General features: G+C 34.6%; 35 protein-coding genes and 1 pseudogene. 28 read left to right on the forward strand and 8 right to left on the reverse strand.

The genetic code is table 11. The features are described from left to right. The first annotated feature begins 7 nt into the window (after positions 1-7). From Q3V31_RS15100 to Q3V31_RS15115, 4 genes are all read left to right on the forward strand, one after another. Positions 8-1,066, forward strand: coding sequence for an undecaprenyldiphospho-muramoylpentapeptide beta-N-acetylglucosaminyltransferase (locus Q3V31_RS15100; protein WP_001033972.1), 1,059 nt, complete (start codon positions 8-10; stop codon positions 1,064-1,066). Positions 1,067-1,313: 247 nt separating this feature from the next. After that, entirely contained in the window at positions 1,314-1,574 is a 261-nt protein-coding gene (locus Q3V31_RS15105; RefSeq protein ID WP_079999300.1) for a DUF3966 domain-containing protein, read from the forward strand. 95 nt (positions 1,575-1,669) lie between these two features. Continuing rightward, entirely contained in the window at positions 1,670-2,044 is a 375-nt protein-coding gene (locus Q3V31_RS15110; RefSeq protein WP_000675239.1) for a nucleoside 2-deoxyribosyltransferase, read from the forward strand. Between the two features lie 79 nt (positions 2,045-2,123). Next, positions 2,124-2,612, forward strand: a complete 489-nt coding sequence (locus tag Q3V31_RS15115; protein WP_000764257.1) for a hypothetical protein — start codon at positions 2,124-2,126, stop codon at positions 2,610-2,612. 34 nt (positions 2,613-2,646) lie between these two features. On the opposite strand, the gene Q3V31_RS15120 is transcribed toward Q3V31_RS15115, so the two are convergent. Further along, positions 2,647-2,958 (reverse strand): hypothetical protein, encoded by a 312-nt coding sequence (locus tag Q3V31_RS15120; RefSeq protein WP_001095549.1) that lies wholly within the window; start codon positions 2,956-2,958, stop codon positions 2,647-2,649. Between the two features lie 252 nt (positions 2,959-3,210). On the opposite strand from Q3V31_RS15120, the gene Q3V31_RS15125 reads away from it, so the two are divergent. Next, positions 3,211-3,426 (forward strand): DUF3912 family protein, encoded by a 216-nt coding sequence (locus tag Q3V31_RS15125; RefSeq protein ID WP_001008337.1) that lies wholly within the window; start codon positions 3,211-3,213, stop codon positions 3,424-3,426. Between the two features lie 87 nt (positions 3,427-3,513). Continuing rightward, positions 3,514-3,900, forward strand: a complete 387-nt coding sequence (locus Q3V31_RS15130) for a hypothetical protein (protein WP_000875404.1) — start codon at positions 3,514-3,516, stop codon at positions 3,898-3,900. 208 nt (positions 3,901-4,108) lie between these two features. Here the strand turns inward: Q3V31_RS15130 and Q3V31_RS15135 are convergent, their stop codons facing one another. The 3 genes from Q3V31_RS15135 to Q3V31_RS15145 all read right to left on the reverse strand — a co-directional run bounded on the left by Q3V31_RS15135 (position 4,109) and on the right by Q3V31_RS15145 (position 6,680). Continuing rightward, positions 4,109-5,503, reverse strand: a complete 1,395-nt coding sequence (locus tag Q3V31_RS15135; protein ID WP_001094337.1) for an L-cystine transporter — start codon at positions 5,501-5,503, stop codon at positions 4,109-4,111. Positions 5,504-5,610: 107 nt separating this feature from the next. After that, entirely contained in the window at positions 5,611-5,853 is a 243-nt protein-coding gene (locus tag Q3V31_RS15140) for a DUF2626 domain-containing protein (protein WP_000440717.1), read from the reverse strand. A 131-nt stretch (positions 5,854-5,984) separates the two neighbouring features. After that, the gene (locus tag Q3V31_RS15145) at positions 5,985-6,680 is read right to left on the reverse strand and encodes a helix-turn-helix transcriptional regulator (protein ID WP_000434128.1); all 696 of its coding nucleotides are present in this window, start codon (positions 6,678-6,680) and stop codon (positions 5,985-5,987) included. 205 nt (positions 6,681-6,885) lie between these two features. Between Q3V31_RS15145 and comGA the strand changes: the two genes are divergently transcribed. The 10 genes from comGA (at position 6,886) to Q3V31_RS15195 (ending at position 12,529) form a co-directional block, all read left to right on the forward strand. After that, positions 6,886-7,929 carry a competence type IV pilus ATPase ComGA gene (gene comGA / locus Q3V31_RS15150; RefSeq protein ID WP_001089525.1) on the forward strand — a complete coding sequence of 348 codons (1,044 nt, stop codon included), beginning with the start codon at positions 6,886-6,888 and terminating at the stop codon, positions 7,927-7,929. Further along, on the forward strand, positions 7,916-8,953 hold the full coding sequence (comGB, locus tag Q3V31_RS15155; RefSeq protein WP_033656622.1) for a competence type IV pilus assembly protein ComGB: 1,038 nt from the start codon (positions 7,916-7,918) through the stop codon (positions 8,951-8,953). The genes comGA and comGB overlap by 14 nt, the downstream gene beginning before the upstream one ends. A gap of 11 nt (positions 8,954-8,964) precedes the next feature. After that, positions 8,965-9,264, forward strand: a complete 300-nt coding sequence (gene comGC / locus Q3V31_RS15160; RefSeq protein ID WP_001178689.1) for a competence type IV pilus major pilin ComGC — start codon at positions 8,965-8,967, stop codon at positions 9,262-9,264. Then, positions 9,261-9,716, forward strand: a complete 456-nt coding sequence (comGD, locus tag Q3V31_RS15165) for a competence type IV pilus minor pilin ComGD (protein ID WP_329765578.1) — start codon at positions 9,261-9,263, stop codon at positions 9,714-9,716. Before comGC ends, comGD begins: the two co-directional genes overlap by 4 nt. Then, positions 9,709-10,005, forward strand: coding sequence for a hypothetical protein (locus Q3V31_RS15170; RefSeq protein ID WP_000230010.1), 297 nt, complete (start codon positions 9,709-9,711; stop codon positions 10,003-10,005). Before comGD ends, Q3V31_RS15170 begins: the two co-directional genes overlap by 8 nt. Further along, the gene (comGF, locus tag Q3V31_RS15175) at positions 9,989-10,450 is read left to right on the forward strand and encodes a competence type IV pilus minor pilin ComGF (protein WP_001189035.1); all 462 of its coding nucleotides are present in this window, start codon (positions 9,989-9,991) and stop codon (positions 10,448-10,450) included. Before Q3V31_RS15170 ends, comGF begins: the two co-directional genes overlap by 17 nt. Beyond that, entirely contained in the window at positions 10,447-10,818 is a 372-nt protein-coding gene (comGG, locus tag Q3V31_RS15180) for a competence type IV pilus minor pilin ComGG (protein ID WP_001231181.1), read from the forward strand. Before comGF ends, comGG begins: the two co-directional genes overlap by 4 nt. Positions 10,819-10,991: 173 nt before the next feature. Then, positions 10,992-11,642, forward strand: coding sequence for a 2OG-Fe(II) oxygenase (locus Q3V31_RS15185; protein ID WP_000183868.1), 651 nt, complete (start codon positions 10,992-10,994; stop codon positions 11,640-11,642). Between the two features lie 150 nt (positions 11,643-11,792). After that, on the forward strand, positions 11,793-12,290 hold the full coding sequence (gene aroK, locus Q3V31_RS15190) for a shikimate kinase AroK (RefSeq protein ID WP_000836667.1): 498 nt from the start codon (positions 11,793-11,795) through the stop codon (positions 12,288-12,290). 38 nt (positions 12,291-12,328) lie between these two features. Beyond that, entirely contained in the window at positions 12,329-12,529 is a 201-nt protein-coding gene (locus Q3V31_RS15195) for a YqzE family protein (protein WP_000106081.1), read from the forward strand. 136 nt (positions 12,530-12,665) lie between these two features. On the opposite strand, the gene Q3V31_RS15200 is transcribed toward Q3V31_RS15195, so the two are convergent. Both Q3V31_RS15200 and Q3V31_RS15205 read right to left on the reverse strand, forming a co-directional pair. Then, positions 12,666-13,298, reverse strand: a complete 633-nt coding sequence (locus Q3V31_RS15200; protein WP_001073110.1) for a VC0807 family protein — start codon at positions 13,296-13,298, stop codon at positions 12,666-12,668. A gap of 128 nt (positions 13,299-13,426) precedes the next feature. After that, positions 13,427-13,545, reverse strand: a pseudogene (locus tag Q3V31_RS15205) (GTP pyrophosphokinase). Between the two features lie 72 nt (positions 13,546-13,617). Between Q3V31_RS15205 and Q3V31_RS15210 the strand changes: the two are divergent. Together Q3V31_RS15210 and Q3V31_RS15215 are read left to right on the forward strand one after the other, a co-directional pair. Beyond that, entirely contained in the window at positions 13,618-13,845 is a 228-nt protein-coding gene (locus Q3V31_RS15210) for a hypothetical protein (protein ID WP_000032702.1), read from the forward strand. A 97-nt stretch (positions 13,846-13,942) separates the two neighbouring features. Beyond that, positions 13,943-14,074 (forward strand): hypothetical protein, encoded by a 132-nt coding sequence (locus tag Q3V31_RS15215; protein WP_000064673.1) that lies wholly within the window; start codon positions 13,943-13,945, stop codon positions 14,072-14,074. A gap of 51 nt (positions 14,075-14,125) precedes the next feature. On the opposite strand, the gene Q3V31_RS15220 is transcribed toward Q3V31_RS15215, so the two are convergent. Then, positions 14,126-14,920 (reverse strand): YqhG family protein, encoded by a 795-nt coding sequence (locus Q3V31_RS15220; RefSeq protein WP_001186888.1) that lies wholly within the window; start codon positions 14,918-14,920, stop codon positions 14,126-14,128. Beyond that, on the reverse strand, positions 14,907-16,589 hold the full coding sequence (locus tag Q3V31_RS15225; protein ID WP_001100030.1) for a DEAD/DEAH box helicase: 1,683 nt from the start codon (positions 16,587-16,589) through the stop codon (positions 14,907-14,909). The genes Q3V31_RS15220 and Q3V31_RS15225 overlap by 14 nt, the downstream gene beginning before the upstream one ends. Positions 16,590-17,127: 538 nt before the next feature. On the opposite strand from Q3V31_RS15225, the gene gcvT reads away from it, so the two are divergent. From gcvT to Q3V31_RS15275, 10 genes are all read left to right on the forward strand, one after another. Further along, entirely contained in the window at positions 17,128-18,228 is a 1,101-nt protein-coding gene (gene gcvT, locus Q3V31_RS15230) for a glycine cleavage system aminomethyltransferase GcvT (protein ID WP_000631761.1), read from the forward strand. Between the two features lie 20 nt (positions 18,229-18,248). Further along, entirely contained in the window at positions 18,249-19,592 is a 1,344-nt protein-coding gene (gene gcvPA / locus Q3V31_RS15235) for an aminomethyl-transferring glycine dehydrogenase subunit 1 (RefSeq protein WP_000903235.1), read from the forward strand. Continuing rightward, complete coding sequence (gene gcvPB / locus Q3V31_RS15240; protein ID WP_000795709.1) at positions 19,589-21,064, forward strand: aminomethyl-transferring glycine dehydrogenase subunit 2; 1,476 nt, start codon at positions 19,589-19,591, stop codon at positions 21,062-21,064. The genes gcvPA and gcvPB overlap by 4 nt, the downstream gene beginning before the upstream one ends. Positions 21,065-21,340: 276 nt before the next feature. Then, entirely contained in the window at positions 21,341-21,544 is a 204-nt protein-coding gene (locus Q3V31_RS15245; protein ID WP_000262494.1) for a DUF3929 family protein, read from the forward strand. Between the two features lie 70 nt (positions 21,545-21,614). Next, positions 21,615-21,806 (forward strand): hypothetical protein, encoded by a 192-nt coding sequence (locus Q3V31_RS15250; protein WP_000535934.1) that lies wholly within the window; start codon positions 21,615-21,617, stop codon positions 21,804-21,806. A 115-nt stretch (positions 21,807-21,921) separates the two neighbouring features. Continuing rightward, positions 21,922-22,296 (forward strand): GntR family transcriptional regulator, encoded by a 375-nt coding sequence (locus tag Q3V31_RS15255; RefSeq protein WP_001021354.1) that lies wholly within the window; start codon positions 21,922-21,924, stop codon positions 22,294-22,296. A 3-nt stretch (positions 22,297-22,299) separates the two neighbouring features. Then, positions 22,300-23,172, forward strand: a complete 873-nt coding sequence (locus tag Q3V31_RS15260) for an ABC transporter ATP-binding protein (protein ID WP_000891233.1) — start codon at positions 22,300-22,302, stop codon at positions 23,170-23,172. Continuing rightward, positions 23,153-23,818 (forward strand): ABC-2 transporter permease, encoded by a 666-nt coding sequence (locus tag Q3V31_RS15265; RefSeq protein WP_329765591.1) that lies wholly within the window; start codon positions 23,153-23,155, stop codon positions 23,816-23,818. The genes Q3V31_RS15260 and Q3V31_RS15265 overlap by 20 nt, the downstream gene beginning before the upstream one ends. 14 nt (positions 23,819-23,832) lie before the next feature. Then, positions 23,833-24,465 carry an ABC-2 transporter permease gene (locus tag Q3V31_RS15270; RefSeq protein ID WP_329765592.1) on the forward strand — a complete coding sequence of 211 codons (633 nt, stop codon included), beginning with the start codon at positions 23,833-23,835 and terminating at the stop codon, positions 24,463-24,465. Positions 24,466-24,539: 74 nt separating this feature from the next. Then, complete coding sequence (locus Q3V31_RS15275) at positions 24,540-25,163, forward strand: ABC-2 transporter permease (protein WP_329765593.1); 624 nt, start codon at positions 24,540-24,542, stop codon at positions 25,161-25,163. Positions 25,164-25,171 lie beyond the last annotated feature (8 nt).

Below are 25,171 nucleotides of genomic sequence, written 5' to 3' on the forward strand. Positions count from 1 at the left end.
GAGACGTATGAACAAAATAGTCTTTACAGGTGGCGGTTCGGCAGGACATGTAACACCTAATTTAGCAATTATTCCACATTTACAGGAAAAAAACTGGGACATTTCTTATATCGGTTCTCATCAAGGGATTGAAAAAACGATTATAGAAAAGGAAGGGATTCCGTACTATAGTATTGCAAGTGGGAAGCTACGTCGTTATTTTGATTTAAAAAATATAAAAGACCCTTTTCTCGTAATGAAAGGGGTTATGGATGCGTACTTAACAATTCGTAAACTAAAGCCGGATGTTATTTTTTCAAAAGGTGGTTTCGTATCTGTACCAGTCGTAATTGGAGGATGGCTAAATAGGGTGCCAGTTTTGCTACATGAATCTGATATGACACCTGGACTAGCAAATAAAATTGCGCTCCGTTTTGCCTCGAAAATATTTGTTACATTTGAAGAAGCTGCGAAGCACTTACCGAAAGAGAAAGTAGTATATACAGGATCACCAGTACGTGAAGAAGTACTAAGAGGAAATCTTGAAAAAGGTTTAAAGTTTCTAGGATTTTCCCGTAAGAAGTCAGTTATTACTGTTATGGGAGGAAGTTTAGGAGCAAAGAAAATTAATGAAACTGTTCGATCGGCACTTCCAGATCTTCTGAAAAATTATCAAATTGTGCATCTTTGCGGAAAAGGAAATCTTGATGAATCCTTACAAAATAAAGAAGGATATAGACAATTTGAATATGTACATGGGGAGTTGCCAGACATATTAGCGGCAACAGATTTTGTTATTTCGCGTGCGGGCTCCAATGCGATTTTTGAGTTTTTAACATTGCAAAAGCCAATGGTTTTAATTCCGTTATCGAAATTTGCAAGCCGTGGAGATCAAATTTTAAATGCGGAATCCTTTGAAAGACAAGGGTATGCATCGGTATTATATGAAGAGGATGTAACGGTGAACTCGCTTATAAAGCATATAGAGGAGCTATCTCATAATAATGAGACGTATAAAACAGCATTAAAAAAATATAATGGAAAAGAAGCAATTAAAACTATCATTCAACATATTTCAGAGGCATGATTATATAATCATGCCTTTTTTACTAGGATGAAAGATTCCAAGAATTGATATTTTTATGTTACAATAAAGTGAAACTTTAATCAGTGGGGGAGGGGTTAATCCCCCACTGATTATTAGCCCTCACCAATCGGGCTTTTACGGGCAGTTAATCCCCACCTAACTTCTTTGTTTTCGCTGAATTTTGAAGTGGGGGTCTTACTGCCCGTTAATGCGGGGTAACAAATGGTTAGTAGGGAAATTCCAATTGATTAAGCGTGAAAATACGAATGGATTAGGAGTGACTGTGTTGGAGCTAAGTCTCTATGAAAATACTGCACTTATTATATGCTTTGTGTTGTACGTTGGTAGTGTTATTGTTTATATTTCACGGAAATTTTCACAAGAACGAGAGCTTGAAAAATCAGAGATAACAGCTGAACTAGAAATGTTAGCTGATGAAAGTTATAAAAAACAAAAAATAAAAGAAGACCATGAAACACCCCATCATTTAAACGCAAATAAGTTCTAAAGATGGGGATTTTTTTTGCAGTCTTCCTTAATTATTTCTACAACCATTAACGCTAAAAAGGAGTTTCCCCATACGTATTTAAAGGGTGGACATAAATGAAATTTTATATTGCCTCGGGATTTCAAAATAAACATATTGTTCGTTTTGTATCAAGCCAGTTAAAAGAAGCAGGATGGTACCATACATATGATTGGACCAAAAATGAAAGAGCAGTTAATCAAGAACAATTAAGAGAAATTGGTCAAGCAGAAAAGAACGCTATTAAAGAAGCGGATGTATTTTTACTTATATTAGATGGCGGAAATGGAAGTCATACAGAGCTTGGAATGGCGATTGCGCTAGAGAAAAAGGTATATATGTATCATGAAGGAAACAAGCTCCAAACAACGTTTTACCATTTGCCAGAGATTAATATTTTTGAAGGAGATGCAGCTGAGTTTGCATCTTATGTTATAAATAATATGGAATAATAGTAATTACCTAAAGGTTATAAAAGTGATCTTTTGGGTACAGTGATGATAAGAAAAGGTAATAAAGGAGTTATGTTATATGAAATTAGAAAATGGATGGGAAACAAGTTTTTTAGAAGTTGTACAAAACAGTGAATTTAAGAAAGATGCACTTCTTAGCCAATTGCTTTTTGCGGATGGTGAAGAAGTAGAAGAGCTTGTTGATGATTACGGTTACGAAGAGATTATTGAACGCGAACATGATGATGAGTTAGCAGGAATTTTAGGAGAAGAACTATTTAGTGAGATGGAGCGAAACGTATTCTTATCTCCACAGTCAGAAGAAAAACTTATTTCATTCGTAAATGGATTAGGTTTTCATGTGTTAGATTGGATTGTGCTTCTTGAAACAGAATTTGGCATTGATAGCGCAAATTTCACATCGGATGCAGTGAAAATGTTAGAAAAGCGTTTTAGACAATTCCCGTACATAGAAGATAAAACGATCTTTGATATGACTTTTGGAGAGGTAATGGATGTATTACAATCTGTTACAGGATTACAACTGAAAGAAAAAATGAACATATAAAGAAAAAGAACGTGAGGATATCACGTTCTTTTTTTTACATAATAATAATTTTATCATCTAGCTTTGTTTGTCCAGTAAGAAGTGCATTTAAATACTCTACTTTTCGTATGCAAGCTTGTATATGTCTTTCAACCTCTTGTAACTCTGCTTGGTGATGCGTTTCAATTGGATGAATTTGTACGTTAAATTTTTCGAATTGACTACTATATGTTATTTTTGCATAGCCGCTCATAATATCGGTTTCGTTATGAAATAAGAATTGCTTCGTTTCTTCACAGAATGATACATCCTGAAAGCCATATACTTTTAATGCTTCAATTACTTTTTTAATCATGTTTGTATTCATTTTTTAACCCTCTTTACGAAGTTCTACTTTTATATTATAACATAAAAAATTACACAGAAAGCGCTTCCAAGTGTATTTTATTATAAACTTTACGTTTCAATCATAAAAATGAAACAAAGAAAAAATAATTGTAAAGAAGGAAGGACTCTTTTATTGTTTCGTCATATATATAGAGAAATAGTGCAATGAAAGGAAATTTTTCGAGGTGGAGATTGTATTTCCAATTTGAGCGCAGTAAAAGAGGTGAGAATCTTGAACTTTGATATTGTAGGACAAAAAGCATATATAAAAGACGGACCGTATCGGAACCGAATTGGAACTGTAAAGAAAAACGAAAAACAATTAGAATCCCACTTTGCTATTGTAATTGGAGAACAAAGTGTTGCTGTAGAGCTAAAGGATATCGTGCTAGTTGGAGTAGACGTAGGACAATTTCATACATGGTGCGAGCAAAATGGTTATTTGTGAAAGGGACGGGCTGTGACATAATGAAATATATTTGAGAAAAGAGAATATGTTATTGTATTCTCTTTTTCTATGTTTAAGGAGATGGAAATGAAGTATAAAGAACGAGATTTCACATTGGAATTGAAAGAGAAAATTCAATGTATGGAAAAGGAAATAGAGCGAATATCACTTAAACTTTTTGAAGAGTATTCATATTTATACATAGAGAAAAACATGGAACTATCTATGGAACTTGTTAAAGATAAAGAGCATCCTTTTGAGGTGGGTTATTATTCATCAGCTGCCATAGCTATATTAGATGAAGAAAAAGAGATGATTGGATTTCACAATATACCAATTTGGAAATGCGAAAGAATTTTTTTAGGAATGCCAATTCAATCAAACATTTTGGGGAGTAAGAAAGTAGGGGAACTTGTTGATGAATCTTGTTATGAGATTGAGGAGGAGTTAAAAGAGCAACTAGAAGAGTTTTAGTAGAAGTATAAAAACCTGAAAAGATATATAATTTATTTATAATTACCTTTTCTAATATATAGGTGGTGTTTTACCATGGCTGAAGTAATCGGTAGAGCTGTATACATAGTGTTTGAAACAATATGTTATGCCTTATGTTTAAAAGACAAAGAGGAAGATGAAAAGAACTAAAAAAGGACGCTAACATTTTTGTTAGCGTCCTTTTTTATTATGAAGCAATCTCACCAGTTTTTACATCATCTTGATTGTACGTATCGTGATCTAATTCTCCAAGCCATTTACTAGAAATAAGACCTGCTGTCATAGAACCACTTACGTTAAGAGCTGTACGACCCATATCGATTAATGGCTCAACTGAGATAACTAGAGCGACAATGCCGATTGGTAAGTTCATTGTAGATAATACGATTAATGCTGCGAATGTTGCACCGCCACCAACGCCGGCAACACCGAATGAGCTAATAGCAACGACAGCGATTAAAGTTAAAATAAATTGTGGTTGTAACGGATCAATTCCTACAGTTGGAGCGACCATCATAGCAAGCATTGCTGGGTAAATACCTGCGCAACCGTTTTGACCGATAGATACTCCAAAGGATGCAGCGAAGTTAGCAATTCCTTCAGAAATACCAAGTTTTTCTTTTTGTGCTTCAATATTTAATGGCATTGCACCAGCACTAGAGCGAGATGTGAATGCAAATGTTAATACCGGGAACACTTTTTTCAAATATTGAATTGGATTTAAACCAGATAGTGCGATTAATAATAAGTGAATGATAAACATTACGATAAGTGCTACGTAAGACGCTAACACGAAGTTACCAAGTTTTAAAATAGCATTTATATCGCTACCAGCGACTGTTTTTGCCATAAGAGCTAACACGCCGTATGGAGTAAGACGTAAAATTAATGTTACCATACGCATTACAATTGCATATACAGCATCAAGCATTTTCTTAAATAGCTCTGCTTGTTCTGGATATTTTCGTTTTACACCTATAAAGGCGATACCGATAAATGCTGCAAATATTACAACAGAAATTGTTGATGTTGGGCGAGCACCTGTTAAATCAAGAAACGGATTTGTAGGTAACAGTTCTAATAATTTGTCTGGAATTGTTGTCTTTTCAATAGAAGTAAATCTTTCTTCTACTAATTTCAGACGAGCAGATTCTGCATCACCTTGTTGTAATCCTGTTGCTGATACATCAAATCCTGCGCTTGCAGCGATACCGACAGCTGCAGCAATTCCTGTAGTAAGAATTAAAATTCCAATAATAAGACCACTGATTTTACCAAGGTTTTTCGTTAATTGTAATTTTGTAAATGCTGAAATAATAGATACTAAAATAAGTGGCATAACAATCATTTGAAGCAATTTCACATAACCGTTACCGATTAGGCCAAACCAAGTATTTGATTCAATAATTACTTTAGAAGTTGGCTCATAAATAAATTGTAATATAAGACCGAATATAATTCCGACTCCTAAAGCAGTAAATACACGTTTATTAAAAGATACATGCTTACGTTGCATATAATATAATACGCCAACTAAGATGAGCATGACTGCAACGTTAATTCCGACAAGCAGTGTATTCATGATAATTCCCCCTAATTCCAATCTGTTATATAGAATATAAGGTAATAAAACCTATAAGTCAACTAGGGAATTGCGGAATTAAAAAAAAGATGGCAAAATGCCACCTTTTAATGTCCAGCCCCAGGGACAAGTAAGAACGTCGTGTAGTATGTAAATCCTATGAAGAAAACAGTTAAATATGCCCCGAATACGTATATATACATACGCTCTGTTAATTTTAAATAGCTTAAAAGTACGAAGAAACCTGTTTGTCCTAAAAATAGTAGTGCAGCCTGTTGCATATCCCCTACGTAAAACATAACCGAGAAAATTCCAGTCCAAAAGCCGAGAACGCGAAACATGCGCTCCATGCCATCTCCCTCCTTTTCTAAAAAAAGTAAAACCTCTCTTCATTATAGTTTATTTTTCTAACTATTGTAAATATTCATTCATATAAAAGAAAGAAGCCAATTATAATATTGACTTCTTCTTAGTTGAAAAACTAAATTTGAACCTTATAGTTACAAGATTTGCATCCATCTAGTAGACTATCGTTCCGTGTTAATTCCACGTTCGGGAATAGGATTTCAAAAATCCCCTTCATCATATCTCCGTGCATATTACAAATTTCAGTCGGATGATGCGCAGCAACTTCTTTAAATGGGCAATTGTGTACATCATAGAAAATTTTTGTACCATCCGTACTTATTTCAAAAGCAGGAGATAAACCAGCTGTTGAGAATGCTTCTTTTGCGATTTGCATTTTTTGTTCTATCGTCAATGCTTCTGCACTTACATTTAAGCGATGCATATGTTGTTGCATTAATTCTTTGCCGAATTGTTTCCCTGTTTCATATAGCGCTTTTTCACCAGCGCTACCTAAGCTTAACAGTGAATTAAATGCTATCTGTGCTAATAATTGATAATCGCGAAATGGGAATTGTAACTGGATGACATCTTGAGACAAGACGTATAGTCTGCTTGGTCTGCCGCCTTTCCCAGTTTTTTTTGTTTCTGATTTTAGCATATTAACATCTTCTAATTTAGATAAATGTAAACGAGCTACGTTTGGATGAATGTCAAACTCATCTGCGATTTCTTGTACAGTTACGTAACTATGCTTTTGAGAAATATATTTATAAATGTAATAACGAGTAGGGTCAGATAACACACCTGTAATTTTTAAAGCTTGTTCCATTAGGATCTCCACCTTTATCACTTTATCCAAGATATTAACATTATAATACAGATAAACTTTTATATAGGTAATTTCAGACAATAATTCGGAAATTGTTCATAATTTCACAAACATATTTTCCCTTTTTCTCTTAGTGAAAATAAAAAATTGCTAATTTTTGTTTTGCAGTTTTTCATGATATATACATGGTGAGGAGGGAAATTTGATGAATAGTGTCGAGCTTTTTGCAAATATGATTATGAAAGAAGCTTGTGGGGTGCAAGCATCGGACTTACATATTGTGCCCAGGCAGAAGGATATGGCGATTCAATTACGTATAGGAAAAGATTTAATTATGAAACGGTGTATTGAAAAGGAATTTGGAGAAAAGCTTGTTTCGCACTTTAAATTTTTAGCATCAATGGATATAGGAGAGAGGAGAAAACCTCAAAATGGTTCGTTGTACTTACAAATTGATGGACAAGAAGTGTATTTACGCCTTTCAACACTTCCAACAGTATATCAAGAAAGTCTCGTTATTCGCCTCCATTTACAAGCATCTTCTCAGCCGTTGTCTCACCTTTCGTTATTTCCAAGTTCAGCGGAAAAATTACTCTCTTTTTTAAAGCATTCACATGGGTTACTCGTATTTACTGGGCCGACTGGTTCTGGGAAAACAACAACAATGTATGCGTTATTAGAAGTAGCTAGAAAATGGCAAACACGTCGCATCATTACACTGGAAGATCCAGTTGAGCAAAGAAAAGACGGTTTATTACAAATTCAAATAAATGAAAAAGCTGGTATCACATATAAAACGGGATTAAAGGCTATTTTGCGTCATGATCCAGATATTATTTTAGTTGGCGAAATTCGTGATGAAGAAACAGCAAAAGTAGCTGTGAGGGCCAGTTTGACGGGACATTTAGTAATGACAACCTTGCATACAAATGATGCGAAAGGAGCGATACTACGATTTATGGATTATGGTATTACAAGGCAAGAAATTGAACAATCATTATTAGCAGTAGCTGCTCAGCGGCTCGTCGAATTAAAATGTCCATTTTGCAGAGGGAAGTGTTCAACTGTATGTAAATCAATGAGGCAAGTGAGACAGGCAAGTATTTATGAACTGTTATATGGATATGAATTAAAACAAGCGATTAAAGAAGCAAGTGGAGAAAATGTTACGTATCACTATGAAACGTTGGAATCGTCGGTTCGAAAAGGGTATGCTTTAGGATTTTTGGAAGAAGATGTATATGTTTAAGAGGAAATGGGGTTTAAGTGATCAAGCATTATTATGGAAAAGATTAAGTGATTTATTAGATAAAGGTTACTCACTTTTGCAGGCGTTAGAATTTTTGCAGTTGCAACTACCATTAGGGAAGAAATTACAGCTACAGCGTATGATCGAGGGATTGAAGAATGGACAAAGTTTGCACGCTTCTTTTCACCAATTAATGTTTCACCCTGAGGTGTTAAGCTATTTGTTTTATGCAGAGCGACATGGTGACATTTCTTTTGCTTTGCAACAAGGGAGTGTACTTCTTTACAAGAAGGATAAATATAGGAAAGATATGATGAAAGTAATGCGATATCCTATGTTTTTATCATTCTTTTTAATGATTATGCTCTCTGTTTTTAACCTCATTTTATTGCCTCAGTTTGAAATGATGTATAGTTCTTTACATTCTACAGCACCACCACTTACGGAGCAAATTTTAGTTGTAATTAAATTATTACCCTACTTCATTTATAGCATTTTTCTTATCGTTATAATGGGCTTTAGTTTATATATTTTTTATTTCCGAAAACTTCCGCCTACTCAAAAGGTAAAGATTATGATCCGTATTCCCCTTATGAAAACATTTCTTATTTTAAATCATTCGCATTACTTTTCAGCTCAATTAAGTGGTTTATTACACGGTGGATTGTCAGTACACGAAGCATTAACAATAATGATGAAGCAAAAGTATCATCCGTTCTTTCAGTATGAAGCAGCCCGAATTGAGCGGCAATTAATTGCAGGAGAACCGTTACAATCTATTATTGATAAAAGCGGTTGTTACGAGAAAGAACTTTCTTATATCATTACGCATGGACAAGCAAATGGTAATTTAGCAAATGAGCTTGGTGATTACAGTGAGCTCATTATTGAAAAGGTAGAACAAAAAATTAAACGTATGTTATTTGTGATTCAACCTATTTTATTTACATGTCTTGGGCTTATAGTCATTCTTATGTATTTAGCGATGATTATGCCGATGTTTCAAATGATGAATTCTATTTAGGGGGCATTTACATGCAGAATGAAGAAGGTTTTACTCTTTTAGAAATGTTGTTAGTTATGGTTGTTATAACTGTATTATTACTATTAATTATTCCAAATGTAGTTAAGCAGCGATCCTCGGTGCAGGAAAAAGGGTGTGAAGCCTACGTGAAATCTGTAGAAGCACAAATACAGGCATATCAACTCGAAAATAATAAAATACCTACAATCGAGGAATTAAAAACTAAAAAATATATTGCTGTTGATGAATGTCCGAAAGGTAAACCAATCCATATTTCTGATGATGGATCAGTATCAGCAGGGAAATCGTGAAGCAAAAAGGTTTTACTCTTTTAGAGATGCTACTTGTCTTATTTGCTATTTCTGTACTGAGTGTTGTTACGCATTTTAACGTTACTTCATTACATGAAAAACAAAGAGTTGAGCAGTTTTTAAAACAGTGTTCAAATGATATTTTGTATATGCAGCAGTTGGCAATTAAGCGTCAAAAACATTATACGTTACGCTGGTTTAAAGGGAAACAGATGTATTATATTTCGGAATCAGAGACGGATTTTTTAATTGTTAAGAGAGAATACAATAAAGATATCCAATTTGATTTGCATACCTTTCCAAATCCAATGACGTATAATCCGAGCGGAAATATTAATAGAGGTGGTACGATTTTACTTTCCTATCAAGGGTATAAATATGAGATTGTATTTCAGCTTGGAAGAGGGAGATTTACGTATCGTGAAGTGTCAAAAAGGATCAGTAATGGTTGAAATGGTTGTAGCGTTAAGTTTAATAATGATGGCGGTATCGTTATTACTCCCGCAAACATTATTAATTATGCAGGAAAGAAAAAATATAAAAATGAGCTATAAAGCATTAATATTATTAAAAAAAGAAGCGGCCTTGTTTAAGTATGAGGATGAGGAAAAGCGAGAGAAAGAGCAAGTCATAAAAGGGATTGTATATTACACATATTGGAGAGGAGATGAAGTTTGTGCGGTGTGGAAAGATATGAGAGGAAAAGCGATGGAGCAATGCCTTTATGCAGAGAAAAGATAAAAAGGAAGCGGGATTTACCTTAATAGAAATGATTGCATGTTTTTTACTTTTATCAATGTTCTTTTTACTTTTACCGCGTCTTCATATTATGGGGATAGAAAATACACATTCAAAAGGATTAAATGACTGGGAGTGGGATGTGTTTTTAGGACAAATGCAATTAGAATTTCGTGAAGTAATAAGTGGGAGGAAGATAGAACGAGAAAATGATTGGAATATTTTGCGTTTCCAACTTCGTAATGATGATGAGGTGACGTATGAAAAAGTGAATAGTAATTTAATAAGAAAAGTAAATATGCGCGGAAGGGAAGTTATATTACAAAGGATTGAAGCGATTTCGTATAAATTAACACCTCAGTTGCTATATATACGTGTGAAAGATATAGGTGGTGAAATATATGAAGGCGTGGTTGTACGCTATAGTGAAATTGAGATAGAAACATGAGAAAACAAGATGGATTTGCAATGCCAGGAACAATTATTTTTCTTATTTTATTAATTTCTTTTTTGATGTGCGAAACGAATATGTTACTTTTGGATAAAAAATTTTATTCTGAAATAGAACGGAATTTTTTCATGGAGGAACTTATTGATCGAGCTATTTCAGATATAAAAAGAGACTTACAGCAAAAAGAAAAAGAGGATATTTTTTTGTTTCAGTATGAAAGAGGAGAAGTGAGTGGAAAGTACGTCTTTGAAAATGATGTTATTATCATTTCGTTGCAATGTGTTACAAAGCAGAGAGTTTTCTATACAGTGAGCTTTCGCTATAGGAAAAGGGATAATAAAATATTTGATTGGGTAGAAGGATAGTGTGTAAAATACGCGGGAGAGAACCACTAATTCCTATTGTGGAGTGATTTAATTTCTTTGAGGAAAGGGATAAAATGATAGTTAAAAGTTTAAATTTTCTCAAAAAAGAGAAAGGTAGAAAGAATATGATATATTCATGCTATCCAATCATTTTTTTCTAGGGAGATAAGGAAATGACAAATAACAATCAAATAGGTGAAAATAAGGAACAAACTATTTTTGACCATAAAGGAAATACGATTATGACAGAGGATAGGGAAATACAAATTATTTCAAAATTCGAAGAACCTCTTATTGTCGTATTAGCAAATGTATTAAGTGATGAAGAGTGTGACGAATTAATTGAATTGTCTAAAAATAAGATGAAACGTTCTAAAGTTGGTTCATCACGTGATGTAAATGATATTCGAACAAGTAGTGGTGCATTTTTGGAAGAGAATGAACTAACTTCGAAGATTGAAAAACGAATTTCATCTATCACGAATGTTCCTGTAGCGCATGGAGAAGGATTGCACATTTTAAACTATGAAGTAGATCAAGAATATAAAGCGCACTATGATTATTTTGCGGAACATAGTAGATCAGCGGCTAATAATCGTATAAGTACTCTTGTGATGTACTTAAATGATGTAGAAGAAGGCGGAGAAACATTCTTTCCGAAATTAAATCTTTCTGTACACCCTAGAAAGGGAATGGCAGTATACTTTGAGTACTTTTATCAAGATCAATCACTAAATGAGCTTACGTTACATGGAGGGGCACCTGTTACGAAGGGCGAGAAATGGATTGCAACGCAGTGGGTGAGAAGAGGTACTTATAAGTAAAAGTGATCAGCTTGTTTGATTGCAAGAAAATAGCGAGTATGTTACGTTTTGTTCTTCATAGCATAAGAAGAACAAAACGTTTTTTTATTAAATAAAGCAACAACTTTCGTTATAATAACAAATAATAACGGATGATTGAGAGGAACGAAAATGAAATCTATATACATAACTGGCTATATGGGAGCCGGGAAAACAACAATTGGAAAAGTGTTAAGTAAAGAACTTCATATGGATGTTGTAGATACAGACCAAAAAATTGAAGAGAAGCAAGAGAAGGCAATTCGTGATATTTTTGCCGAAGAAGGCGAAATGGCTTTTCGGGAATATGAAAGTGAAATGTTACGTTCACTACCGGTTCAGAATGTAATTATTACAACTGGTGGAGGGATTATTGAACGAGCGGAAAATCGAAAGTGGATGAAGGAAAATGGAACTGTCGTGTATTTATATTGTGATCCACATGTAATTGCAGAAAGGCTTCGTGAAGATACGACACGGCCACTATTTCAGAAGAAAGATATAGATGCATTTGTAACGAAATTCGAATCGCGTCGAGCTTATTATGAAGAGGCACACATTCATATCGATACGACAAGTAAGTCGGTAAAGCAAATCATGAATGAATTAAAGGAAAAGATTAATGAATAAAAAAGTGGACATACTAATCAAGTAGAGGTGATGATAATATGTCTACTAATGATTATGTACGCTTTGTGACACAGCAATTTGTGTCGTATATGGATGCTCCCAAAGAGGATCGAAAACAAAAGAAAGAACAACGCCGTGCTGAAAAAGAGCCATTTATGAATAAGTGGTTTGGTGTTATGCCACTTAGTGCTGCTTTGTTTTATCGAAATGTAAAAAATAAAAGAAAAAAATCAAGTTAATCATTCTTCGTTCACTTGTGAGGCGTATAGCCAATAAAAATCCCCTAGTATAACAAGATGCTAGGGGATTTTTTGTTTATCCCGCATTAACGGGCAGTAAGGGAAGGACAAAACCCCCACTGATTAAAGTTTAACTTTATTGCACAGATTCTTTTTCTTCAGTAACGGCATGTATTTTATTGTTTACCCATACAAATCCAATTCCAATACAAATAGAAATGCCCCACCCAACAGCGGTCATAATCGCTCTCATTTCACCATATCCATCTACACCGAAAACAGAGATGAAATAGATTTTTAAGAAACTTTTTAATATAAATTGAAGACCGAAAAATAGTGTTAAATATTGCAGTGCTGGATATATACGGCTATCTCGGTAAAGCTCACGACTTTTATCGCGGTCATGACCTTGCAATGCAGCAATGTCTGCTGCGAAATATAACATAAGTGGTTTTTTTATAAAAATTGTACATATGACGATAATACCGAGTACGATGTGATAATACGCATCGTTCCACAACATTCGTTCAGCTGATCCAGATAATAAATCTACTGTTGTATTAGAAATGAGTGTAATTAAAATAAAGAACCCTGTTACGTTAAACTGTTTTTCTTTCTTAAAGGTATACAGTGTATAAATAATCCCCGGAACAGAGGAAAGTAACATCGCGTAATAAGGATCGATATAAGGTTTTGCAAATTTCCAAATGAGGAATGGGATTACGAGATAAAAGACAAGATCTAATATAGCTTTTTTATTTTGATTCATATAAATCCTCCTTAAGTCATACATATATTTTATAATATAATTTCTGAAAATTGTATAAGGTTTAATGAAAAAAAGAAAAGTAGATGATTAGTAGATTAAAAAAATTGTCCCTAGCGTAGTAAGTTTTTTTAGTATATAATAAAGGAAACGCTTTCATTTTTTTATTTTGTTCACAAAATGGACGGAAAATCACATATTTACTATCGATATGTTGCTTTATAATGAAACTAATTAAATATACATGCATACAATATTGTGAAATAAATAACATAAATAATCTATATAAATGTAAACGTTACCAAAGAGAGAGGTGGAGACAATGAGTAAATTTTTCTTCAATCATAATCCAGCAACAGTAGAGGATGGTAGGCTTGTTAAGTATGCTGAAATTATTTATGGAGAAGGTGGCCGTTCTGTATTAGAAAATTTAATGGTGAAGGCATCTATCAGATTGCGTGATCGTTATCCGAATAAATCTGACGAGCAGATCTCGAACCTCGTAAATAAAGGCATCCATGATATGTTTCAAAAATATGTGAGTGAGTAAGAGTAGCCAATGGCTGCTCTTATTTTTTTGTATAAGGATTGCACCTCTAGCTGAAAATAAGGGTGTATTTTGAAAGACTTAAAAAGGAGTGGAAAAGATGAGCAATGGAATTGGACGTTCAAAAGAAAATCTGCCGACTGATGCAAATCATGTAAGTGCGAAGGATCGCGCATATCAAAAACGTATGACAGAGAAAAAACAACGAGAGCGTAATGACGATAGAGAATAGGATGGTAAAACATCTTAAAAAAAGCTCCTTCTACAGTTGAAGGAGCTTTTTTTAAGATAGAAAATGATTTGCGGTAATATAAAAGAGGCCGCCGTTTATAATTTGCATTGTAATGCGTGGTTCGTATTGTTCTTGTAATGCTTGCTTTTCAATTTCATAGCTTTCTGGAAGCTCATCGCTATCTTCGTAAAATCGATTTAAAAGGTCTAAATCGTGATTCCAACGCACTCTTGCTTCTTTTGCCCACGTATGGTCATCTTCTGCGATTATATGTTTTAAAGCGTCCTCTATACGTTGTAAACCACTTTGTGGCTTAATGATAGGGGAAAGCGTAAAACAAAAATCAGGTATTTTCGGAGTGACTCTTATCTCTGTTAAAGTGTCATGGAAGTTTGCGATCATTGTTCCAGAAATAAGGTGAATACCGATGGAATGAAGGATGTCTTTTTTTCGGTCGCATTGATAAGATACTTTTATATTTACACCAAGCCAAGGGTGGAGCGGGGTATGTGTTGCCCCGTTATGTTTCACGTCCTCGTATAATCGTATGTATGAGCCTAGTTCTTTTGTCGTTTCAAAGATTTGATGCAAACGTGGTGAACCGTAATGAATAAGTTCACCATCGTTTTCTTCGTTTTCTGGATTTGTAATAAGAGTAAGGCGCATCGGATTCGGAACGCCTCCTGTTTTTTCAAGATAGTGCCAATAGAAAGGGCGATTCATTAATAGCTTATCCATTTCAATTGTTAACTGCACGTCTAATAGGTGAGGGGAATGTTCTAAAATTTCGCAGTTATTCGCCTCAAAAAAGTTATATAAGTAATTATGAATTTCATTTTGCTGCATAGCCCTGCACCTCTGCTTCATTGCGCTTCGCAAAATCGATAATAGATGTTAAATTATCCATTTTGATCCGAATTTCTCCTTCGCTTTTTGACTGTGCGAAAATTTCTTGAATATGCGCATCGATATTTTTCATGTTGATTCTCGTTAAAATTTCATCGAGTTCGCCGATTACTCGTTCAAATAAATTAATTTTTTCATACAGCAGTTTTAAAATATGCTCTTCAACAGTATGCTTGGTTGCTAAGTTATAAATATGAACATCATTTTTTTGTCCAAGACGATGAATACGCCCAATTCTTTGTTCGAGTCTCATTGGATTCCACGGTAAGTCATAATTAATCATATGGCTACAAAACTGTAAGTTAATTCCTTCACCGCCAGCTTCGGTCGCGATTAACACTTGAGCACGATTTTGGAAAAGTTCCTTCATCCAATCTTTCTTTCCTCGTTTAAATCCACCACGAAATGGAACAGAGGAAATTCCATGTTGTTGTAAGAACCATTGTAAATACATTTGCGACGCCCTATATTCAGTGAAAATGATGACTTTATCGTCAATTTCTTTTATAAGCTCTAGAGCTTTATTTGCTTTTGAGTTGAAAGGAATATGATTAATTTTGTCCATTAACACATCGATATGTGGTTCCTTTATGTAGTGCTCATTTTCTTTCTGTCTTTTTTCTACATGTTTTTTTAATGAATAGTAAACAGCTTCGCGACTACTACATGCTTCCCGTTTTAAAGTTAAAGATGAGAAAGCAGACGTGAAGGCATCTTGTCCTCGCCAATTTTCAATCGCGTTATATAACGCTTGTTCTTCTTCATTAAACTCAACAAAAATTGTACGTACATGCCTTTTGGGCCAATCAATTCCAGTATTATGACGTCGATTTCGGACCATTACTTTGTTGATGAGAGCTTTTAAATCTTCATCAGATTCAGCCGAACGATTTTTTGAAGCATAATATTCTTCAAAATTAGATTGGTTGCCTAAATGACCTGGTTTTAATAAAGAAACGAGGTTGAAGATTTCATCGATTTTATTTTGAACAGGAGTAGCGGTTAGTAATAAACAAAACTTCTTTTTTAATCGTTGTGCAAATTCATAGTTTTTTGTTTTATTATTTTTTAGTTTATGTGCTTCATCAATAATAATAAGGTCATATTCTAAGTTTAAAACGATATCGCGATGCGGCGATCGTTTCGCAGTATCGATTGATGAAACGATGACATCAGCTTGTTCCCAAGAATAACTTTTCTTTTGAGCGACCGCAGGAATAAAAAATTTTGTGTTTAGTTCATATGCCCACTGAGATACGAGAGAAGCTGGAACTAGAATGAGTACCTTTTTTACAAGTCCTCGCACCATATATTCTTTTAAAATAAGACCAGCTTCGATTGTTTTTCCAAGTCCAACTTCATCTGCCAAAATCGCTTTACCATTCATTTGTTCAATAACATTTTGAGCGACTTCTAGTTGATGCGGAAGTGGCGTGAAATGTGATAAGTGTTTTGGTGCTTGTAATCCATCAAAAGTAGGGACGAGTAATGATTTTTCAGTTTTATAAGCTAATTGATATAAATCCCAATTTGTCCAAGGGCCATCTTCATCAATTCTTTTTAAAAAATTATTTTGCCACGTTCGATCTACGGAAATATCGACATTCATTCAGACGCTCCCACCTTTTATAAACTAAAGTGATTATTAAAAAAATCTTTATTATAAGCCTTGTTATAAGGCATTATCACAATTACTAAAAATTAAAGAATAAGCAATGATAAAGTGAAACTTTAATCAGTGGGGAGGGTTCATCCCCACTGATTATTAGTTGAACGAATCGGGCATTTACGGGCAGTTATCTCCCACCTAACTTCCTCGCATTCGCTGAATTTTGAGGAGGGAGTCTTACTGCCAGTTAATGCGGGATAAAGGGATAAATCTCAAAAGTTGTATTTAATAAGAATAAGAATAAAAAATTCTAAATTATTTTTTATGCTAGAATATTGATGAAATATAGCGAATGATGTTAGGATAATGGTGTGAAATGTGTGGAATCTTTCGTATTTTATCCAAGAAAGTACTTTTTTATTTACGCTTTCATAAAAAAATATAGTGAGATTCCGTATATCCTATCTTTTCAGAATGAAAATGTTTAGATATGGGAAGCAACTTTTATTGATTTGTCAGAGCATAAGGGGGAAAGAGCATGATTACATTACAACGTACACCGTTATTTGATGTATACGCGAAGTATGGTGGGAAAACAATCGACTTTGGTGGTTGGGAATTACCAGTTCAATTTTCAAGCATTAAAGAAGAACACGAAGCTGTACGTACAGCGGCAGGTTTGTTCGATGTGTCTCATATGGGAGAAGTTGAGGTAAAAGGTGTAGATAGTTTAGCATTTTTACAACGTGTTGTTACAAATGACGTATCTACCTTAAAGGTAGGAGGCGCACAATATACAGCTATGTGCTACGAAAATGGTGGTACAGTAGATGATTTATTAATCTACAAACGTGGTGAAGAAGACTATTTATTAGTAATCAATGCATCCAATATCGAGAAAGATTACGAATGGTTAGCAAGTCATGTAATTGGCGATGCGAAAGTAGTCAATGTTTCTAGTGAAGTTGCGCAGCTTGCAATTCAAGGACCAAAAGCAGAAGGCATTTTACAAAAAGTTGTGTCAGAAGATTTGAAAGAAATTAAGTTCTTTAAATTTAAAAACGATATTCTTGTAGATGGAATTCCTGCACTTGTATCTCGTACAGGTTACACAGGTGAAGACGGATTTGAAATTTACTGTAAGAGTGAAGATGCTGCAAAACTTTGGGAGAAACTTCTTGAAGTTGGAGCAGAAGAGGGCTTAAAAGCATGTGGTTTAGGTGCTCGTGATACACTTCGCTTTGAAGCAACACTTCCGTTATACGGACAAGAATTATCAAAAGATATTACACCGATTGAAGCAGGAATTGGCTTTGCGGTAAAACCAAACAAAGAAGCAGACTTCTTTGGAAAAGAAACGTTAAAAGAGCAAAAAGAAAACGGTGCATCTCGTAAATTAGTCGGCATCGAAGTAATCGAACGCGGTATTCCTCGTACGCATTACCCTGTATTTGTAGGAGAAGAAAAAATCGGGGAAGTAACGAGTGGTACACAATCTCCAACGTTAAAGAAAAGCATTGGTTTAGCACTAATTGATGTAAAATACGCAGCAGTTGATACAGAAGTAGAAATTGAAATTCGTAATAAACGCGTCAAAGCAGTAGTTGTTCCAACACCATTTTATAAACGTTCTAAGTAACGGGGAGAGGGGTAGATTTCATGTTGCATCGTTATCTTCCAATGACAGAAGAAGACAAAAAAGAAATGTTACAAACGATCGGCGTTCAAACGATCGACGAATTATTCTCTGATATTCCAGAGAGTGTTCGTTTTAAAGGGGATTTAAAAATTAAAGAAGCAAAATCAGAGCCAGAGCTTTTAAAAGAGCTATCTCAAATGGCTAGTAAAAATGCTAATTTAAAAGAATACGCTTCTTTCTTAGGAGCAGGCGTATACGATCATTACGCTCCAGTAATTGTTGATCATGTTATTTCTCGTTCAGAGTTTTACACAGCTTACACACCATACCAACCTGAAATTTCACAAGGGGAATTACAAGCTATTTTTGAATTTCAAACAATGATTTGTGAATTAACAGGAATGGATGTAGCAAACTCTTCTATGTACGATGGAGGTACAGCTTTAGCTGAAGCGGCAATGCTAGCAGCTGGCCATACTCGTAAAAAGAAAATTCTTGTATCTAGTGCAGTTCATCCAGAATCAAGAGCAGTACTTGAAACGTATGCAAAAGGTCAACATCTTGAAGTTGTTGAAATTAATCATAAAGATGGTGTAACAGATTTAGACGTATTACAAAGTGAAGTAGATGATACAGTTGCTTGTGTAATCGTTCAATATCCAAACTTCTTCGGACAAGTTGAGAAATTAGCTGATATTGAAAAAATCGTTCATCAACAAAAATCATTATTTATCGTTTCTTCAAATCCATTATCATTAGGCGCATTAACACCACCAGGAAAATTTGGTGCTGATGTTGTAATCGGTGATGCACAACCATTTGGTATTCCAACGCAGTTTGGTGGACCACACTGTGGTTACTTTGCAACAACGAAAGCATTTATGCGTAAAATTCCAGGACGTCTTGTTGGACAAACTGTAGATTCAGATGGTAAACGTGGGTTTGTATTAACGTTACAAGCGCGTGAACAGCATATTCGCCGTGACAAAGCGACGTCTAACATTTGTTCAAACCAAGCGTTAAATGCATTAGCAGCATCAGTTGCGATGACGGCACTTGGTAAACAAGGTGTGAAAGAAATGGCACGTCAAAACATTTCTAAAGCACAATATGCAAAACGTCAATTTGAAGCGAAAGGCTTCACTGTAACATTTGCTGGACCATTCTTCAATGAGTTTGTTGTAGATTGCAAGCGTCCAGTGAAAGAAGTAAACGATGCATTATTACAAAAGAATATTATCGGTGGTTACGACCTAGGCCGTGATTATAAAGAGCATGAAAATCATATGCTTTTAGCAGTAACTGAGCTTCGTACAAAAGAGGAAATTGACACACTTGTAAACGAAATGGGGGCTATCCAATGAAGAACCAAGACCAAGCACTTATTTTTGAAGTGACTAAAGAAGGACGCGTAGGATATAGCTTACCCAAATTAGATGTAGAAGAAGTGAAACTAGAAGATGTATTTGAGAGCGATTATATCCGAGTAGAAGATGCAGAGCTACCAGAAGTATCTGAACTTGACATTATGCGCCACTATACAGCACTTTCAAACCGTAACCACGGCGTTGATTCTGGATTCTATCCACTTGGATCTTGTACGATGAAGTATAATCCGAAAATTAATGAAAACGTAGCTCGTTTCGCAGGATTTGCAAATATTCATCCACTTCAAGATGAAAAGACAGTGCAAGGTGCAATGGAATTAATGTACGACTTACAAGAGCATTTAATCGAAATTACAGGTATGGATACTGTTACATTACAACCAGCAGCTGGTGCACACGGAGAATGGACAGGTTTAATGTTAATTCGTGCATACCATGAAGCAAATGGTGACTTTAACCGTACGAAAGTAATTGTTCCTGACTCTGCTCACGGAACGAACCCAGCATCTGCAACTGTAGCTGGTTTTGAAACAATTACAGTAAAATCAAATGAACATGGTCTTGTTGACTTAGAAGACTTAAAACGTGTTGTAAATGAAGAAACAGCGGCACTTATGTTAACAAATCCAAATACATTAGGCCTATTCGAAGAAAACATTTTAGAAATGGCAGAAATCGTCCATAACGCAGGCGGTAAATTATACTATGATGGTGCAAATTTAAATGCGGTATTAAGCCAAGCACGCCCAGGAGATATGGGATTTGACGTTGTGCATTTAAACCTTCATAAAACATTTACAGGTCCTCACGGCGGCGGTGGTCCAGGTTCTGGTCCAGTAGGTGTGAAAGCTGATTTAATTCCGTACTTACCAAAACCGATTTTGGAGAAAACGGAAAATGGCTATCACTTCAACTATGATCGTCCAGAAGCAATTGGGCGTGTGAAACCATTCTATGGTAACTTCGGAATTAACGTTCGTGCATACACATATATTCGTTCTATGGGTCCAGATGGCTTGCGTGCAGTAACTGAGTATGCTGTATTAAATGCGAACTACATGATGAGAAGATTAGCACCATTCTATGATCTTCCGTTCGATAGACATTGTAAGCATGAATTTGTATTATCAGGTCGTCGTCAAAAGAAACTTGGTGTACGTACGTTAGATATTGCAAAACGTCTGCTTGATTTCGGTTACCATCCACCAACAATTTACTTCCCATTAAATGTGGAAGAATGTATTATGATTGAGCCAACAGAAACAGAATCAAAAGAAACGTTAGATGGTTTCATTGATAAGATGATTCAAATCGCTAAAGAAGTAGAAGAAAATCCAGAAGTTGTACAAGAAGCACCGCATACTACAGTCATTAAACGTTTAGACGAAACGATGGCTGCACGTAAACCTATTTTACGTTATGAAAAGCTAGCTCCTGTACAAGTTTGATTAGAATAAAAAAGAACTCGCTATATGCGGGTTCTTTTTTTTATGCAGGTAGGATGAAAAAAGTGTTAAAAATTATTATTTTTTGTTTCATATTGCTGTAAAGAAGCAGTTTTATAGGTGATTTTGTTGAAAAAGTAGGTTTGATAAAAGTATTTATTTTTGTTAGAATTTTATTGAAATTAAGAAGATGTGATGAGGCAAAAATTACTCATTTTTATGTATATGTGAAAAAACGAGCAATATGGGGGTGGAAGTGTGGGATATCGATGTTATAGAATGGTATACCATTTAGAAAATGGAGAAACGATTAAGGATATAAAAGAATTTTGTTATCGAGACCAAGGGAAAGTGCTAGAAAGAGTAGCTCATCGTGTAATGGACAATAGAGAGGTGACAGCGATTGATAAACAGGGAACGATCATTTCAATAGCGTGTGAGGACATTGTAAAGGTAGAACTTGATTACATAACAGAAAGTTAACCTTGAGTCATATCGAATTATTCGATAAAATATACTGTTGAATGGTGAAGAGAGCAGAGAGGAGTTTATCATGGGTAGTACAAGACACTTTTATATGTTTATTTTAGCGTTTGTTCTTGTTGTGGCGTTAACAATTTATTTAATTGTTGATAGCAGCTGGTACAATACAGTTCATCCGGCATTCCTTTTATTTATGTATGTAGGAATTGCGGTTGTTAGTTTCGGAATGAGAGACGAAATGTTAGATCGCTTTGAAAAGTGATACATATACGAAAGACCAACAGGAAAATGTTGGTCTTTTTTCTTGCCAAAAATAGGATGTTCTGTATATACTGTGTATATAAGGTATATACAGTATATACACACTGGAGGAAAACATGAATATTATTATTTCGAATTCTTCCCAAGACCCTATTTATGTGCAAATAAGGAAACAATTAAGCCAGCTTATTTTAAATGGTGGTTTAAAGGGTGGAGATCAATTACCGTCTATTCGTAGCTTAGCGAAGGAATTACAAATTAGTGTAATTACAACGAAGCGTGCGTACGAGGAGCTTGAAAAAGAAGGATATATAGAAACTGTTGCTGGGAAGGGGACTTATGTTTCACGTAAAAATAATGAACTATTAAAAGAACAGCGGCTACGTCTATTGGAAAGTAAAGCGGAAGAGATTGTGAATGAAAGTAAAGTGTTGCAGCTTTCACTTGAAGATTTACAACAGATGATTGCGTGTTTATACAAGGGGGAATAAGAGATGTTAGAGCTGAAAGATGTTTGTAAAAGGTATCAAGATTTTGCAGTGAAGAATATAAGTTTCACATTACCACGAGGATATATTATGGGATTTGTCGGACCGAATGGAGCTGGGAAAAGTACGACGATCAAAATGATTATGAATCTAATTAGAAAAGATAGTGGCGATATAAAAATTTTTGGCAAAGACAATAAGAAAGCCGAAAAGGAAATAAAACAAAATATCGGTTTTGTATATGATGAAAATCATTATTACGAAGATTTAACGTGTGAGCAAATGAAGCGTATTATTGCACCGTTATATAAAAAATGGGACGAAAATCAATATCAATCGTATATGCAAAGATTACAAGTTCCAAAGTCTAAAAAAATTAAAGAGTTATCAAAAGGGATGAAAATGAAATTTGCGATCGCCATCGCACTTTCACACCACGCGGAGTTTATCATTATGGATGAACCGACAGCAGGATTAGATCCGGTCGTTCGAAGTGAACTACTTGATATGTTGCAAGAAATTGTAATGGAAGATGAAGTATCTGTATTATTCTCAACGCACATTACAACAGATTTAGAGCGCATCGCGGATTATATTACGTTCATCAATGATGGAGAAATTATATTTACTGGTGAGAAAGATGAATTAATGGAGAACTACGTAATTGTAAAAGGAAGTAATGATTTATTAGATAGAGAAGGAAAAGAATTATTTGTTGGATTACGAAAAAATAAATTTGGTTTCGAAGGTTTAGCAAAGGATAAACAAGCAATTATCGATTGGTTTGGAAATGAGGTTGTACTAGAAAAACCAACATTAGACGATATTATCGTTTACACCGCGAAAGGGAGAGGTGCCTATGCGTCAGCTCATATATAAAGATTTGTTCTTTTTTCGAGTGATGTGGTTAGTTTATCTAATTGTGCCACTAATGTTTTCTTTTATAGAGCCAGTTGGTGAAACGGTATTTTCTACAAGTTGCTTACTTATCACAATTTCCACATCAATGATATTAATAGGGATGGATGAAAAAAATAAAAGTGATGTCATTATGAATAGTTTACCATTAAGTCGAAAGAATATCGTTATCGCTAGATATATTTCCTGTGCGATATTTATCGCTGGAAGTATGTTTGTAACGATGTTCGTTATTTTTTTAATAAGAGGTGTTGTTGTCATTAGTGATATTCGTGCATATCATCCAAATTTATATATTGAAATACCTTGGTATGCAGTAGTCAGAGCGGCGATATGCTCTTTAGTTTATATAGCAGTGCTGTTTCCTAGTTATTACGGAACACGATCTAAAATGGCACTTGGGCTATTTACAGGTGGAGCGGCTATGGTAGGTGTTTTTGCGGGGATATTTATAGGTGATGGAGAAACGGCGGCATTATCGTTTGTTGAATGGGTTATAACTCCTTCGCATTTTGTGTGGTTTTTAGTTGGAGTAATTATACTAGCTAGTGTATATATCGCCTCTATGTTTCTCACAATTAAAATTTATGAAACGCGTGATTTATAGAGAGGAGAATTTATATGCAACAGTTGATTTTGAAGGAGTTTTTCTTGCAAAGAAAAGTATTTCCCATCTATTTAATCCTACCTATTTATGGGGTGTTACAACAGTCTATAGAACCATTTCAGTTGGCGTTTGTTTGTTTTGCTATCTGTCTTTTGATGATTTCAATCTCTTTATCAAATGAAGAGAAAAATAGTACGGAAAAAATATTAGTAAGTCTACCTTTTACTAGGAAAGATATTGTCATTGCGAAATACATATCGACAGTATTTTTTATTGGAGTTAGTCTAATCGTTACATTTGTTTTCTTTGTGCTACCTGTATCTGTATTAAGAGAAAATACAAACATTCCGTGGTATGCACTATTTATAGCTATTTTCTTTTCTATTCTTTATGCCGTTATGATTCTTCCCATAAAATATAGTGTGGATAAACAAACGGTTACTATTCTGGGAGCGATTATGCTTTTTCCTATAATAGGTTTGTTAGGATTTATGTGCAATATATTTGCTGAGGAAAGGCTTATGCTAATGTTTTTCAAATCTTCAGATGTGCTATTAGTTATTAGTATTTTAAGTCTAGGAGCGTGTTTAAGTTATTTCGCCTCAATGTTTTTATCGATTGTAAGTTTTAAAAAGAAGGAGCTTTAATACTTATAACTTGTCTAATATAAAAACTAATAAGTGATGTTATGGGATGAGATGAGCTCAAGGAGGTGCAATAAATGATCAAGCAATTAGTCTTAAAAGATATGATGTTGCAAAGAAAGTTAGGGTTTGTTTATCTTATATGTTTGTTTTTCCTTGCTATTGTTGATTTTCGTAGTGATAGTTTTCTGATGACATTTAGCATGTTTATACCTGTTCTTGGAATGATGCTGTCAATGAGTTATGAGGATAGGAATAAAAGTGAAATGCTAATAAATAGTTTACCGTTTCAGCGTAAAGAAATTGTCATAGCAAAATACATATTTGCAAGTATTTTAGTTACTTTAGGTGGAGTTTTCCCGTTTATTGTTAGTTTAATCCAGTTGCAAAATGAAAATACAACTGGATTTATGCTATGGGGAGCGATTCTTGGCGGAATAACGGGAGGATTGGTTTATAGCATGATCGTACTCCCAATCGAATTTTCAGTAGGATATAGCAGTGCAAAACAAATTGCTCCGTTCGCTGGACTTGCATTGGGGTATTTAAGTGGAGTGATTGTAAGTAACGTGTGGTTAGATGTAGAGAATGTTTGGAGCACGAGTCTAGTCGTAAATGTTTGCTTTATAGTAGGACTTTTTCTTTTATATATTATATCAATGTTACTCTCAATTAACTTGTATAATGAGCGTGATTTGTAAGAGAGAGG

The organism is Bacillus nitratireducens (assembly GCF_036320425.1).
Classification (GTDB): Bacteria; Bacillota; Bacilli; order Bacillales; family Bacillaceae_G; genus Bacillus_A; species Bacillus_A nitratireducens.

Coding starts and splice junctions, on each gene's coding strand:
- Q3V31_RS15100 (WP_001033972.1), top strand. CDS start 8: ATGAACAAAATAGTCTTTACAGGTGGCGGTTCGGCAGGACATGTAACA.
- Q3V31_RS15110 (WP_000675239.1), top strand. CDS start 1,670: ATGAAATTTTATATTGCCTCGGGATTTCAAAATAAACATATTGTTCGT.
- Q3V31_RS15115 (WP_000764257.1), top strand. CDS start 2,124: ATGAAATTAGAAAATGGATGGGAAACAAGTTTTTTAGAAGTTGTACAA.
- Q3V31_RS15120 (WP_001095549.1), bottom strand. CDS start 2,958: ATGAATACAAACATGATTAAAAAAGTAATTGAAGCATTAAAAGTATAT.
- Q3V31_RS15130 (WP_000875404.1), top strand. CDS start 3,514: ATGAAGTATAAAGAACGAGATTTCACATTGGAATTGAAAGAGAAAATT.
- Q3V31_RS15135 (WP_001094337.1), bottom strand. CDS start 5,503: ATGAATACACTGCTTGTCGGAATTAACGTTGCAGTCATGCTCATCTTA.
- Q3V31_RS15140 (WP_000440717.1), bottom strand. CDS start 5,853: ATGGAGCGCATGTTTCGCGTTCTCGGCTTTTGGACTGGAATTTTCTCG.
- Q3V31_RS15145 (WP_000434128.1), bottom strand. CDS start 6,680: ATGGAACAAGCTTTAAAAATTACAGGTGTGTTATCTGACCCTACTCGT.
- comGA (WP_001089525.1), top strand. CDS start 6,886: ATGAATAGTGTCGAGCTTTTTGCAAATATGATTATGAAAGAAGCTTGT.
- comGB (WP_033656622.1), top strand. CDS start 7,916: ATGTATATGTTTAAGAGGAAATGGGGTTTAAGTGATCAAGCATTATTA.
- comGC (WP_001178689.1), top strand. CDS start 8,965: ATGCAGAATGAAGAAGGTTTTACTCTTTTAGAAATGTTGTTAGTTATG.
- Q3V31_RS15170 (WP_000230010.1), top strand. CDS start 9,709: ATGGTTGAAATGGTTGTAGCGTTAAGTTTAATAATGATGGCGGTATCG.
- comGF (WP_001189035.1), top strand. CDS start 9,989: ATGCAGAGAAAAGATAAAAAGGAAGCGGGATTTACCTTAATAGAAATG.
- comGG (WP_001231181.1), top strand. CDS start 10,447: ATGAGAAAACAAGATGGATTTGCAATGCCAGGAACAATTATTTTTCTT.
- Q3V31_RS15185 (WP_000183868.1), top strand. CDS start 10,992: ATGACAAATAACAATCAAATAGGTGAAAATAAGGAACAAACTATTTTT.
- aroK (WP_000836667.1), top strand. CDS start 11,793: ATGAAATCTATATACATAACTGGCTATATGGGAGCCGGGAAAACAACA.
- Q3V31_RS15195 (WP_000106081.1), top strand. CDS start 12,329: ATGTCTACTAATGATTATGTACGCTTTGTGACACAGCAATTTGTGTCG.
- Q3V31_RS15200 (WP_001073110.1), bottom strand. CDS start 13,298: ATGAATCAAAATAAAAAAGCTATATTAGATCTTGTCTTTTATCTCGTA.
- Q3V31_RS15210 (WP_000032702.1), top strand. CDS start 13,618: ATGAGTAAATTTTTCTTCAATCATAATCCAGCAACAGTAGAGGATGGT.
- Q3V31_RS15215 (WP_000064673.1), top strand. CDS start 13,943: ATGAGCAATGGAATTGGACGTTCAAAAGAAAATCTGCCGACTGATGCA.
- Q3V31_RS15220 (WP_001186888.1), bottom strand. CDS start 14,920: ATGCAGCAAAATGAAATTCATAATTACTTATATAACTTTTTTGAGGCG.
- Q3V31_RS15225 (WP_001100030.1), bottom strand. CDS start 16,589: ATGAATGTCGATATTTCCGTAGATCGAACGTGGCAAAATAATTTTTTA.
- gcvT (WP_000631761.1), top strand. CDS start 17,128: ATGATTACATTACAACGTACACCGTTATTTGATGTATACGCGAAGTAT.
- gcvPA (WP_000903235.1), top strand. CDS start 18,249: ATGTTGCATCGTTATCTTCCAATGACAGAAGAAGACAAAAAAGAAATG.
- gcvPB (WP_000795709.1), top strand. CDS start 19,589: ATGAAGAACCAAGACCAAGCACTTATTTTTGAAGTGACTAAAGAAGGA.
- Q3V31_RS15245 (WP_000262494.1), top strand. CDS start 21,341: ATGGTATACCATTTAGAAAATGGAGAAACGATTAAGGATATAAAAGAA.
- Q3V31_RS15250 (WP_000535934.1), top strand. CDS start 21,615: ATGGGTAGTACAAGACACTTTTATATGTTTATTTTAGCGTTTGTTCTT.
- Q3V31_RS15255 (WP_001021354.1), top strand. CDS start 21,922: ATGAATATTATTATTTCGAATTCTTCCCAAGACCCTATTTATGTGCAA.
- Q3V31_RS15260 (WP_000891233.1), top strand. CDS start 22,300: ATGTTAGAGCTGAAAGATGTTTGTAAAAGGTATCAAGATTTTGCAGTG.
- Q3V31_RS15265 (WP_329765591.1), top strand. CDS start 23,153: ATGCGTCAGCTCATATATAAAGATTTGTTCTTTTTTCGAGTGATGTGG.
- Q3V31_RS15270 (WP_329765592.1), top strand. CDS start 23,833: ATGCAACAGTTGATTTTGAAGGAGTTTTTCTTGCAAAGAAAAGTATTT.
- Q3V31_RS15275 (WP_329765593.1), top strand. CDS start 24,540: ATGATCAAGCAATTAGTCTTAAAAGATATGATGTTGCAAAGAAAGTTA.